5 protein-coding genes are annotated in these 12,830 nt (G+C 69.1%); 1 reads left to right on the plus strand and 4 read right to left on the minus strand.

Going from position 1 to position 12,830, the window contains the following annotated elements; translation table 11 throughout:
- Positions 1-19: 19 nt before the first annotated feature.
- Both AMS65_RS04170 and AMS65_RS04175 read right to left on the minus strand, forming a co-directional pair.
- Entirely contained in the window at positions 20-460 is a 441-nt protein-coding gene (locus AMS65_RS04170) for a hypothetical protein (RefSeq protein ID WP_053382929.1), read from the minus strand.
- Positions 457-6,009 carry a DUF7507 domain-containing protein gene (locus AMS65_RS04175; RefSeq protein ID WP_053382930.1) on the minus strand — a complete coding sequence of 1,851 codons (5,553 nt, stop codon included), beginning with the start codon at positions 6,007-6,009 and terminating at the stop codon, positions 457-459. Before AMS65_RS04175 ends, AMS65_RS04170 begins: the two co-directional genes overlap by 4 nt.
- Positions 6,010-6,366: 357 nt before the next feature.
- Here AMS65_RS04175 and AMS65_RS04180 point away from each other — a divergent pair, with 357 nt between their 5' ends.
- Entirely contained in the window at positions 6,367-7,365 is a 999-nt protein-coding gene (locus AMS65_RS04180; protein ID WP_075200841.1) for a 3-methyladenine DNA glycosylase, read from the plus strand.
- An 18-nt stretch (positions 7,366-7,383) separates the two neighbouring features.
- Here AMS65_RS04180 and AMS65_RS04185 read toward each other — a convergent pair whose 3' ends face one another.
- Positions 7,384-8,442, minus strand: a complete 1,059-nt coding sequence (locus tag AMS65_RS04185) for an Rv2578c family radical SAM protein (RefSeq protein ID WP_053382931.1) — start codon at positions 8,440-8,442, stop codon at positions 7,384-7,386.
- 135 nt (positions 8,443-8,577) lie between these two features.
- Positions 8,578-12,738: a DUF5979 domain-containing protein gene (locus AMS65_RS04190; protein WP_053382932.1), complete on the minus strand. Its 4,161-nt coding sequence runs from the start codon at positions 12,736-12,738 to the stop codon at positions 8,578-8,580.
- Positions 12,739-12,830 lie beyond the last annotated feature (92 nt).

Consider the following 12,830-nt stretch of genomic DNA (forward strand, 5'->3'; position numbering starts at 1 on the left):
GAGGCAGCGAGCAGCAGACTCAGCCCTGCGGCGCGAACCTCTCGACCCGCAGCACGCACTCGAGGCCTTCTCCGCCGATCGCCATCTCGGTCGACCACTCGGCGGTCTCGCCGGCCCCGACACCGGTCACGTCGACCTGCACGAGGCCCGCGGTATCGCCGCCGTCCATCGCCGACACGTAGACGCGGTAGTCCTGGGCGTCGGGTTCGGGGTTCGTGACGGTCCCCGCCACCTGCAGGGCGCCGTCCGCAGACTCGCACCGCGTGACCTCGGAGTCGTCGAGCGCACCGGCGTACCCCTCGACCGAACCCGGTTCGGCCTGCACGTCGACGACTTTCTCGTCGAGCGCACCGATCTGCGGTGCGCCGCCGTCGATATCCTCGGCGTCTGTGCAGCCGACGAGGGCGGTCGCCGCCACCACGACTGTGGCGGCGGCGACCAGTGCCTTCGTCAGTCTCATGCGGCTTCCTTGCGAGAACGACGCACCAGCAGCACTCCTCCCGCGATGAGCAGCAGGGCCCCTGCGGCTCCGAGCAGGGTCAGCATTCCCGCCGATCCGCCGGTCGCCGAGAGCAGGCCGAAGTCGACGATCGCGCTGTCGGAATCGTCCACCTCCGTGCCGTTCGGGTCGGTGCCGAAGGCGACCGCGTGGTTCTCGACGGAACCGCGCTCGATGTCGGCGGCCGTCAACCGGTACTCGGCCGTCGCGATCGCGGACTCGCCCGGCAGGAGCACCCCGGGCTCGCCCGGCCACTCGAAGCGCAGCGGGCTCAGGCCCGGCAGCGGATCCTCGATCCGCACGTCTCGCAGCGTCGTGTTGCCCTCGTTCGTCACCGTGAACGAGTAGACGACCGTACCGCCGACACCGGCGCCACCGCCCAGCTCGGCCGACTTCTCCAGGCTGATCTGCGACGCGGCTGGCAGCAGCGTGTTGTTGTCGACCTCGGGGGTGTCGACGGGATCGGAGGTGATCGGCTCGTCCGGGTTGTCGGGGTTGACCGTCGGGGGCGGTGTGCCCTCGGCTGTCGCCGTGTTGTGCACCTGTCCTGCGTCGATATCGGCCTGCGTCAGGGTGTACGTGGCCGTCGCAGTGACCGACTGGCCGGGAGCCAGCACGCCCTTGGAGCCGGGCCACGAGTAGCTCAGCTCGCTCAGACCCTTCAGCTCGTCGATGATCTTGACGCCGGTCAGCGTCACGTTGCCGGTGTTCGTCGCCACCAGCGTGTACTCGATCACGCTTCCGACCGCGGCGGGTCCCTGCAGCTCGCTGCTCTTGGTGAGCGCGATGCCGGGCTGCCCCGGGAGCGGCGTGGTCGTGTCGGCCGGGGGCGAGTCGATCGGCTCGCTGGGGATCGGCGTGTCGGGGTCCTCGGGATCGACGGTCGGGGGCGGCGTGCCCTCGGCGATAGCCGTGTTCTTCACCTGTCCGGCATCGACATCCGCCTGCGTCACCGTGTAGTCGGCCTTCGCCTTCGCCGACTCCCCCGGAGCCAGCACGCCGGCGTCGCCGGGCCACTCGTAGCGCAGTTCGCCGAGGCCGGGCAGCGGATCGTCGATCCGCACATCCGTCAGCGTCACGTTGCCGATGTTCGTCACCGTGAAGCCGTACTCGACCGTGCTGCCCGCGACGGGCTCTCCCTGGAGTACGCCGGTCTTCTGCAGCTGCAGTGCCGGGCTCTGGGGCAGCGGCAGCGTGTGCGGATCGCTGTCGTCCGCCTTCGGGCTCGGCACCGGCGGCGCCTCCGGGTTCTCCGGGTCGGTCGAGGGCGGAGGTGTGCCTTCGACGTAGGCGATGTTGACGACGGATCCGGAGTTCAGATCCTGCTGCGTCAGCGTGTACTGGGCGGTCACGATCACCGACTCCTGCGGACGGAGCACGCCGGGAGCCTCGGGATCCGGCCACGCCGCGTCATCGATCGCGATCGGATCCCCGCTGATCAGCGGATCCTCGAGCACGACATCCGTGAGCGTGACATTCCCGGTGTTCGTGATGGTGAACGTGTAGTCCACGAGTTCGTCGGCCTCGGCCTGTCCCGCCAGCGCGCCGGACTTGACGACCCGGATCGCAGGGTTCGAGTCGAGATCCGTCACGATGCGATCGGTGTCCTCGGGGTTCGGCGGCTGGATCGGACTCTCGGGATCCTCCGGGTTGTAGGTCTCGGGAGGCGTGCCCGTCGTGTGGGCCGTGTTCTCGATCCATCCCGCGTCGATGAGCTCCTGCGTCAGCGTGAGCGTCGCGGTACCCGTCACCGACTCATCCGGGGCGAGCGTGCCCACCCGGTTCGGCCACGCCTCGTCCTCGATCGTGATGCCCGCGGGGAACATGGGATCGGTGATCGTCACGTCGGTGAGCGTGACGTTGCCTGCGTTCCGCGCGACGAAGGTGTAGGTCACCGTGTCGTCGACCTCGGGGAATGCATCCGCGTCGATGTCGACGACGGCGGTCTTCACCAGGTCGATGTCGGGTGCGCTCGGCAGCGGGGTCGTCTCCTCGGCCGGCGGGGAGTCGATCGGATCCTTCGGCTCCGGGTTCTCCGGGTCCTCGGGGTCGACCGTCGGCGGCGGTGTGCCGTGCGAGGTCGCGGTGTTGTGGACCACACCCGCGTCGACATCACCCTGCGTCAGCGTGTACTGGGCGGCGAACGTCACCGACGCGTCGGGAGCGAGCACACCCGGGGTGCCGGGCCATGCATCATCGGGAATCGCCAGCGCCGCGCCGCCCAGCAGCGGGTCGACCACCTCGACATCGGTGAGGGTGACGTTGCCGGCATTCTTAACGGTGAAGGTGTAGGTGACGGTATCGCCCTCGACGGCGCCGTCGTCGAGCACGCCGGTCTTGACGAGCGTCAACTCGGGATCGGCAGTGATCGGTTCAACATGCCGATCGTCATCGGTCACCGGATCGCTGGGGATCCGGGGGCCGTTCGGATCATCCGGGTCGATGGTCGGCGGCGGCGTACCCTCAGCCTCGGCCTCGTTCGCGACCCAGCCACGGTCGACATCGGCCTGGGTGAGCACGTAGGGGGCCGTCACGCGCACCGAGTCGCCGGGCTCGAGCGTGCCCGCCGCATCGGCGTCGCTCTCGCTCCAGTGGTAGGTGTACTCCGCATCGGCGCCGAGCAGATCGTCCGTGATGGCGAGATCGGTCAGGCTCGTCGTGCCGGTGTTGGTCAGGATGAACTCGTAGACGACGGTGTCGCCCTCTTCGGCGAAGGCCTGGTCGGCCTGCACCCGCTTGTCGAGGGTGATCCTGGGATCGCGCTCGTAGGTGACCGTCTCGGGATCCTCATCGGTCACCGGGTCCGCAGGGGTACCCGGTGCGGTCGGATCTGCGGGATCCTTCACGTTCGGCGGGGTGCCGGTCGTCGTGCCGACGTTCACCACGGCGCCCGCGCCGAGATCCTGCAGGGTGAGCGTGTAGGTGCCGGTGAGCGTCACCTTCTCGCCCGGGGCGAGCACTCCCTCCGCCGTGGCCTCCGACCAGTCGGTGTCGGCGACCTCGAAGCCGGGCAGTCCGTCCGCGATCGAGACGTCGGTCAGCGTCACATTGCCGATGTTGGTGGCCACGAGGGTATACGACACGGTGTCGCCGGCGACCGGGGTCTCTCCCTCGAACGGATCGAGCACGCCGGTCTTCTCCAGGTCGATCCGCGCGTCGCGTGTCGGGCCGGGCACGGTCACCTCGGCGGGCTCGTCCGGCTCGATCGGATCGCTCGGGTCTCCACCGGGAGGAACGCCCTGCGACATCGCGGCATTGTGGACGAACCCGTTGTCGACATCCGCCTGCGTCAACGTGTAGGTGGCGCTGACGGTCATCTTCTCGCCGGGCTTCAGCGTGCCCGCCGTTCCGCCCTCGGGCCACACCGCACCGGCCAGAGAGATCTCACCGCCGAGCAGCGGATCGATGACCTTCACACCGGTCAGCGTGACGTCGCCGGTGTTCTCGACCCCGAAGTGGTAGACGATCTCATCGCCTTCTTCGGCGAAGGTCGTATCCGCTGCCACCGACTTCTCGATCGCAATCGCCGGATTGCTCGAGATGGTGATGGTCTCGGTGTCGGTGCCGGTCGCATCGGAACCGGTCGGCGGAGTGCCGGTCGCCGTGGCGGTGTTCAGCACGCTGCCGGCGACGACGTGGGCTGGAGTGACCACCAGGTCGACCTGGGCGGTGAGGGTCTCGCCCGGATCGAGGGTGAAGGTCGTGGGCTGCGCGGGGTTCTCCGCACTGCGGCCCGGCCAGTCGGTGTAGCGGAAGTTCGTCGCGTCGGCGAGGCCGTCCACGATCGTCACGTCGGTCAGTGTGACGTTGCCCGTGTTCGTGGCGACGAGCGTGTAGGTGACGGTCTCGCCTTCCAGCACACCGGTCGTCTTGCTCGCGTCCTTCTGCAGCTCGAGCACCGGCGTCTGCGCACCGAGCACCGTGTGCTCGGCCTCGTCCTCGACGGTGTCGCCGGCGGGGGACTTGCCGGTCACACCGGCCGTATTGTCGACCGCACCCGCGTTGAGGTCGGCCTGCGTCACCGTGTAGGTGCCGGTGAACTCGACCCACTCGCCCGGCTGCAGCGTCTGCGCGTAGGCGTTGGGAGCGCCCGCCCACTCCGAGAACTCGAGCTCGCCGAGCTTCGGGTCCGTGATCAGCACCTCGGTGAGGGCCGTCGGGCCGGTGTTCTCCGCGCGCAGCACGTAGGTGATCGTGTCGCCCACGGCACTGTAGCTCGCCGGATCGGGATCCGTGGTCTTGGTCAGGGTGATGTCCGAGCGGTCGTTCGAGATCGTGCAGACGACGTCGGAGCCCTGCAGGTTCGTCGGCTGCCCGATGGTCCACGGACCCCCGTCGCGCGCGTCCCCGACCGCGGTGGAGGAGATCTCCTCCCCCGTGGTGTGGTCGACGCAGTGCATGGAGATGTCGTAGTTGCGCAGTTTCGCGCCGTTGAGGCCGCTCTCGCTGAGGGTGAAGCTGTCGCCGCCCGCGACGAACGCGGGGCCCGCCGACACCGACTGCACGCCGGTGGCCGGGCCGTTGGTGTCGCCGGACACGAAACCGGGTCGCACGCCGCCGACGGGAGCGCCGAGATATCCCTGCCCCTCGATGCGCAGCCGGAACTCGTCGGAGGCAGCGAAGCGCTCGTTCGGGATGTCCTTCTTGAGGGTGATCATGTTGGGGTACGCGCAGCTCGCCATGTCGGTCACCGAGAAGCCCGGTGTGCTCAGCGACCAGCCGGCGGCTCCCTGCCCGTTCGCCGGGTTTACCTTGGCGATGAGCGCGCCCGTCGACACGAAGGCGTTGCCCATATCCCCGAAGGCGATGCCGTTGCCGGAATTGGGGGCGATCGACGCGATCTTGGTCGGGTGGAGCTGCGCCGTCGTCGAGGCCGTGGTGGGCACATCGGCGGCGTTCAGCACGAAGATGTCGGTATCGGCGACGATCAGCAGCTCGCCCGAGGAGCTGAAGGCGAAGTCGCCGTTGCCCGAGGTCAGCCCCATCAGGGTACCGACCTGGTACGCGGTCTGGGTGTCGGGATCGTAGACGCCCATGGTGGCGTTCACGCCGCCGCTGGCGAAGTAGTAGCGCCCGTCTGCGGGGTTGATCGCCCCGCGGAGCACCTCGGAGAACGGCGAGGTGACGGTCCTCACGAGGGTCTCGTTGATGACGTCGTAGACGGCGAGGCGGTTGCCACCGCCATCGGAAGCATTATTGGTGATCGCGTAGGCCGTCGCACCGCCGTGGGCGATCGCGAGGCCGTTGGCTCGTCCCCCCAAGCCGGGGATGTTGAAGTCGCCGTCGGTGAGACGATCACCCGTCTGGGCGTTGTAGGCGCGCACGTCCCCAGCCCCGTTGTTCGCGTAGACCACGGTGCCGTCGCAGATGAGCGGCGGAGACACCGCCTGCGCGGGCGCTGCCGTCACCGTGCCTCCGACCACCACCAGCGAGGTGGCGACCACGGCCGCCGACGCGACCATCCCGAGCAACTTGCGAGCACGACCGAGCGCGCGTGATCCCTTGAGCATAGTGCTCCCTTACGTTCCCCACGGACCGTCCCCCTCGGCCCATCCCAGTTGTCTCACGCGCGGCGCTCCCCAGGCGCGCACATGCATACCTTCAAAACCGTAGTGCGCGCACAGCTTCCGCGGAGGTTCGCAAGGGTGAAGAAACGGGTGAAACCTTCGCAGGGCAGAGAATCGGCTCGGCAGAGCGCGGTCCCGGCATGGACCGCAGCCCGGCGGGCGGGCGCCTCGGGATCACGGTCCGGCGTCCGACCGCCGACCCAGCTCCGCGATGACTCCCGGCGGTACACTCTCCGCGTGACTCCTGCCGCTCTCGATCCCGCCCCGCCCGGCCCATCCGCGGCGTCGGAACGGGCGCCGATGGCGGCTTCGGCGCCCGGGCCGGCAACGGCGGCGTTGTCGGCTCCCGCAGCGACTGCGCTGACGACGCTCGCCCCGGAGGCCTGGCGCGCACGCGAGATCGCCCACGAGGGCCGCGCCGACGCCCTCACCGCCGCGCATCGCGAACGGCGGCTGCGGCGAGAGCCGCACCCCGTCGAGGACTTCCTCTGGACCTACTACTCCGTGAAGCCGAACGAGCTGCGGCGCTGGCACCCGGGAGCGGGCACGGTGCTGCAGGGAGCCGGTCGACTGCGAGGGTCCTGGCGCTACTACGCGACTGTGCCCGGCCCGACGAGCGGCCCCGCGCACGGCGACGCGGCTGTGGACCTCGACGCGTTCTTCGCGAAACGCGGTGGCACGGTCGACTACGTGCAGCAGTTGCTGGCCGCCACCCTCGAACGCACCCCGCGATACGGCTGCTTCGGACTGCACGAGTGGGCGATGGTCTACCGCATGACCCCGGAGCAGCTGCGCCACACCTCGCTGCCGCTGCGCATCGGACACGCGGCCACCGACCGGGTGGTCGAGACGCAGCCCATCGGCTGCAGCCACTTCGACGCGTTCCGCTTCTTCACGCCGGAGGCGATTCCGCTCAACGCGCTGCAGCCCACGCGGGAGAATCAGGCGGACATGGAGCAGGCCGGATGCCTGCACGCCGGTATGGACGTCTACAAGTGGGCGGCGAAGCTCGGCCCGATCGTGCCGGGCGAGCTGCTGCTCGACTGCTTCGAGCTCGCACGCGATATCCGCGAGGTCGACATGCAGGCCTCGCCCTACGACGTCACGGGCTATTCCGGAGCCTCGGGCGAACCGCTGCTGCCCATCCCGATCGAGACGGCCGCGGGCAAGCGGGAGTACGTGCGACGGCAGCGGATCTTCGCCGAGCGCGGCAATGCGCTGCGCGAGCGCGTGCTGCACGCGATCTCGGTCGCTCGTGCGGTGCGGCGGAGAGCGCTCGCACCGAGCACGCCACGCTGAGCGATCCCGCTCGATTCTTCAGAAAAGGGTGGGAGCGGGATCGCCCGGCGCAACCGCCTCGGCCGCGAGCTGCGTCGGCGGCGGCATGCGCGAAGCACGATCCCGGCTCGACCACTCGAGGCCGTAGCGCCGGATGAGCGGTCGAATTCGCGCGGCGAGCTCCATGCGATAGACCTGCGGGGCGCGACTGGCGCTACCCGGGTAGAGGGAACGATACATCGGCAGCAGCTCGGGATGCTCGCGCTCGAGCCAGGAGAGGAACCACGGCTTCACGTGCGCGCGCAGGTGCAGCGGCCCGTACATGACCGAGCGGGCTCCCGCATCCCTGATGTCCCGCAGCAGCGGAGCGAGCTGCGCAACCGAATCGGTGAGCCCCGGCAGCACCGGCATGAGAAACACATCGGGCGCGAACCCCGCATCCCGCGCCGCGGCCACGGTCGCGAGCCGCGCCTGCGTGCTCGGCGTGCCGGGCTCGATGGACTGCTGCAGATCTGGGTCGGCGACCGCGATCGACATCGCCAGCTCGACGGGCGCCCGCTCCGCCGCCTCGGCGAGCACCGGCAGGTCGCGCCGCAGCAGTGTGCCCTTCGTGAGGATCGACAGCGGCGTGCGCGCACGCGCGAGCGCCCCGATCACTCCGGGCATGAGCCGGTACCGACCCTCGGCCCGCTGATAGGGGTCGGTGTTGGTGCCCAGCGCCACCGGGTCGCCGCACCACGACGGCTTCGCGAGCTCGCGCCCCAGCACCTCGGCCACGTTGACCTTGACGACGATCTGCGAGTCGAAGTCGCGACCGGTATCGAGATCGAGGTACCGGTGCGAGCCCCGCGCGAAGCAGTAGACGCAGGCGTGGGAGCAGCCGCGATACGGGTTGATGGTCCACGAGAAGGGCATGGAGGACTCGCCTGGCACCCGGTTGAGAGCGCTCTTCGCGAGCACCTCGTGGAAGACGAGCCCGGCGAACTCGGGAGCCCGCACCGTGCGCAGGTGCCCGGGCACGGCGGCAACCTCGCCCAGCTCGAGCCCGGGCAGGGCGGTGCCCGACGTCGCCCGCACGCTCTGACCGCTCCACCTCATGCATTCATTCGAACATATGTTCGAATGAATGTCCAACCCGGACCGGAATGCGCGAGAGCGCGCCCCCTCATCGAGAAGGGGCGCGCCCTCGCGGGTCGGCAGGAGGGATCTCCGGCCGACCCGCAGCGCTCCGCGCTACGCCCGGTTGCGCATGCGCCGCTGCAGCACCAGGGCCGCCGCGCCGAGGCCGAGCAGCAGCACCGCACCCGCGATGATCCCGCCCATGGTGGCACCGGTGGTGCTGAGCCCGTTGCCGCGCTCACCGCCCGTTCCACCAACGTCGCCCCGATCCCGGTACTCGTTGTCGAGCACCAGGCTGGCCGACGCGAGCGCCTCCGCGCTCACGGTGACCGTCGCCGTGCGGCCATCGGAATCGACGGTCATCCCTTCGGCACCGGCGCTCCACTCGGCACCGACCCACTCGGCGCCGTCGGGGTTCTTCCCGGGCTTCTCAGTGAGGGTCACCTCGGTGCCGACCGGGAAGCCGTCGATCGCGACGGACTCCTCCGGGGTGACCGTGACCTCGCGCTGCTGCTGCTCGCCGAGCAGATCGGTCCACTCCACGACGATCTCGAAGGCGGTGTCCTTCGCGACCATGCTCGCACCGGTGCCGCTGACGACCTTGGTCAGCTCGAGACTGCCCACCGATGCCAGCACGCCGTTGGTGAGGAGGAGCTCGTGCGCGCCCGCGGGCTGCACCGTCAGGGTGGCGGTGCCGTCCTCGTGCACGACGAGATGGTCGTCAGCGCTCCAGACCGGGGTGAGCCACGTGAAGCGGCTGCCCGCGGCGGGCTGGGCCTCTGACAGCGTCACCTCGGTGAACGCCGGGAGATCCTCACCGAACTCGACCGAGCTGCCGTCGGTCGGCACCACGAGCGTCTTCGACTGCGGCACCAGTTCGCCGCCCTCGGTAATGTTCCAGGTCGCGGTGACCTCGATCGTGTCGGGCACGTCGGTGTCATCGGCCAGGATGCCGTCGAACTGCTTCGAGAGCGAGAACGTGCCGGCGGTCCAGTTCGCCTCGTTCGTCACCGAGACGAGGCTGACCGCGTCCTGCTGATCCGAGACGACCACGGTCGCCGAGCCGTTACCGGCGTCGGTGACGTCGGTCCCGTCGAAGGTAATAGTGCCCCATTCGACGGTGTCGATCGCGGGGCGCTCGCCCTCGGTCAGCGTCACCACGGTGCCCGCGGGAAGCTCGACGCCCAGGGGCGTCGGCTCGTTCGCGTTGATCAGCAGGTCGCGCGACTGCGTCTCGCCCTCCGCGTCCTCCCAGGTCGCGGTGACCGGGAACTCCGCGTCGGCGGGCACGTCGGCGACAGCCTCGCCGGTGAGCACCTTCAGCAGGCTGAGGCCCGCCACCGACGTGGCGGCGTGGTTCTCGAGCACCACCGCGGCGTCGGCCGAGCGGCCGATCGTCACGACCGCGCTGTTGTCCTCGCCTGCCGCGACGCCCGTGCCGCTCCAGCCGGGAGCGGCCCACGCGATGCTGGAGCCGTCCACGAGGGGCGTCTCGGTCAGCGTGACCTCGGTGCCGATGAGCAGATCGTGGCCGAATGCGACGGGAGTACCGTCGGTCGGCACGGTCAGCTGCTCGGTCTGGGGCTCGCCGCCCTCCTCCTGCCAGCTCGCCGTCACCGTGACCTCGGCGGGAACCGCCGAGTTGTCGGCCTGGGCGCCTGTCACCAGCTTCGAGAGCGAGAAGGTGCCGACCGTGCGCGACACCGAGTTCGTCACGGTCACCGCCGCCGCGGTGGCGACGTGATCGGTGGTGATGGTGACCGGATTCGGCGAGACGACGGGAGTCGCCCAGGTGAGCGTGTCATCATCGGCCGGCTGCGCCTCGGTCACCGTCACGACGGCCCCGATCGGCAGGTTCTCCAGCGTCTCCGACTCGCCGCCCTTGAGCGTGAACGTGCGATCCGCCTGCGCGGGGACGTTGTCGCCCAGGCCGCTCACGTCGATCGCCGCGCTGAAGGTGAAGTCCTGCTCCAGGGCGTTCGGGTGGGTGGCAGCGGTTCCCTCGAGCACCTTCGCGATCTGCATCTGACCGAGCAGCGCCTCGTTCGTCAGCTCGAGAGCGACGTTCGTCTGCGGGCTGATCGTCGCCGTGGCGACGGACCCGTTCTCGCTGAGCACGATCCCATCGCCCTCGGCGAACTTCGGGGTGCCGAAGGACACGCCGGGCACACTCGGGAAGGTGGGCTCAGAGAGCTCGATCGTCCAGCCGTTGCCGCGTTGGAAGTGTCCGCTCACGGCCTCGCCATTCAGCGGCACCGCGAGGGTGTAGGTGTTCTCGGGCTCCGAGGACCCGGGAGCGAACTCCTTGACCAGCACGTCGAAGGTTGTGCCGTCGGGCACGAACGCCGCACCGGCGCCCGTGATCTTCTTGGAGACCGCGATCGAACCCTTGGCGACGCCCGTGCCCGTACCCGAACCGGTGTAGTTCATGGTCGTCTTGCCCGAGCGATCGACGCCCGAGCCCTCGATCTGGTTCGTGTACTCGGTGCCGCGCGCGTCGATGCCGCCGCTCGCGGTGCAGGTGGCGTACGAGATCACGTACTGGTAGTCACGGCTGAACTCGCCGTCCTCCGGCTGCCCGATCTTCAGCGTCAGCGTCTGGCCATCGACCGTCGCCTCGGTGAACTCGGTGAGGTTGGCCGGGTCCGGCGTCATGCCGCCGCCCGAGATCTGATCCTGCACGCTCACGTTCAGCCCCAGACGAGCCTCGACTCCGTCGCTGGGATCGCCCGCCGTGCAGACCGTGTGAGTGTCGCCCAGCACGTCCTCGAGCACGATCTCATCGAGTCCGTCGATCTTCTCACCCGGAATCGTGACGGTCCAGTCGAGCGTCGTGAACGCCGAGTGCTCAACCCCGTCGAGGGTCTTCACCGCGGTGTTCAGCTTGCCGGCCTTGTCGTACTTGCGGCCCGGAACCTCCGCGGTACCCGTGGTGAGCTTGCCGTCGATCGAGGCCGAGTTGGCGTACTGGGTGCCGCCCTCGGGCAGCTCGTCGCTCGTCACGTACGTGTCATAGGTGATGATGTAGCGCCAGTCCGACGTCTTGAACGCGAAGTCCTCGGTGTTCTCGATCGCGAAGGTGACGTTGAACGCGTTGCCGCTCTGCGAGTTGATCGTGCGCTCGAGCTCGTCGGTGATCTCGCTCCGGCGATCGCCGCTCGGGCCGTACTGCTCGTGCACCGTGATACCGCTGATGGTGTCGGCGCCGACCTCGTGTCCGCTGCCGAGCGACTCGGCGAGGGTGAAGCTGTTCTTGCCGACGAGCTCGCTGCCCGGAACCGTGACGGTCCAGCGGATCTTCCCGTTGCGCTCGGTGCCGCCGAGCACGGAGCCCGACTTGCTGATGTTCTGGTGCCACGGACGGTTGGTCACCTGTCCGACGCCGATGCCTGCTTCGCCCCAGCCCTCGATCTCGGCCGAGTTGTCGTAGGTCGTGCCCGCGGGATCGATCTGACCGTCGGGGGTGCAGGTCTGGTACTTGATGCGGTAGGTGACGCCGGCATCGAAACCGCCCTCGGGAGCGTTCAGGTCGATACCGAACGAGGTGTCGCCGGGCGTGCCGTCGAACTCGGCGAGCTCGGTCACGTCGACGACCGTGTCACCGCGCACCGTCTGCACGATGAACCCGGTCGGGTCGCAGAGCTGGTGGCCGTCGCCCAGCGTGTCGGTGATGTGCGCCACGTCGCCGCCCGCGGCGACCAGCGAGGCGCCCGGGATGTCGACGGTCCAGGTCATCGACCAGTTGTTGCCGTTCATCACGCCGGTCTTCGACACCTCGTCGGGCAGGTCGATGCCGTCGTCGATGCCGCCCTCACCGGGCAGTTCCACGACACCGCTGACGCCGTTGAGATCGAACGTCACCTGCTCCTCGGTGGTCGCCTGCACTGCGCGGGCGTCGAACTGGAAGGTTCCGTGGATCCCATCCTTGCCGTTCACTGCCTCAGTAAAGGTGCACGTGAGCACCCCGTCGACGGGGTCGCAAATCGCCCAGGTCTCGCCGTCCCCGACGAGATTGATCGGCGGGATGCCTGGAACGAAATCGAACACGTCGGGGAGCCCGATCGTGAATGTGTCGCCGGGCTGCGGGTCCGCGTCCGTCGCGTCCCACTCACCCGTGATGACGAACTCCTGGCCGACCTCGAGCTGCTCGGTCAGCGGATTGCCGTCATAGTCGGTCAATGTGATGTTCGAAATCTCGACGTCCGGGTTCGGTGCCGCCTGGGCCGGAGCCGCTCCGGCTCCACCCACCACCAGAGCACCACCGAACAGTGCCACGGCAAGCCCTCCGGCGATCCACCTCCCGGCACTGCTTATTGCACGTCTGAAAGCTCGTTTTCGCACGATGACTTCCGCTCCCTCTCCTCGGC

Origin of the sequence: Leucobacter celer subsp. astrifaciens (assembly GCF_001273835.1) — a bacterium.
In the GTDB taxonomy this organism is placed as follows: Bacteria; Actinomycetota; Actinomycetes; order Actinomycetales; family Microbacteriaceae; genus Leucobacter; species Leucobacter celer.

Excerpts from the sequence above, each read along its gene's own strand:
- AMS65_RS04180 (WP_075200841.1), top strand. The coding sequence starts at position 6,367 with ATGGCGGCTTCGGCGCCCGGGCCGGCAACGGCGGCGTTGTCGGCTCCC.
- AMS65_RS04170 (WP_053382929.1), bottom strand. The coding sequence starts at position 460 with ATGAGACTGACGAAGGCACTGGTCGCCGCCGCCACAGTCGTGGTGGCG.
- AMS65_RS04175 (WP_053382930.1), bottom strand. The coding sequence starts at position 6,009 with ATGCTCAAGGGATCACGCGCGCTCGGTCGTGCTCGCAAGTTGCTCGGG.
- AMS65_RS04185 (WP_053382931.1), bottom strand. The coding sequence starts at position 8,442 with ATGAGGTGGAGCGGTCAGAGCGTGCGGGCGACGTCGGGCACCGCCCTG.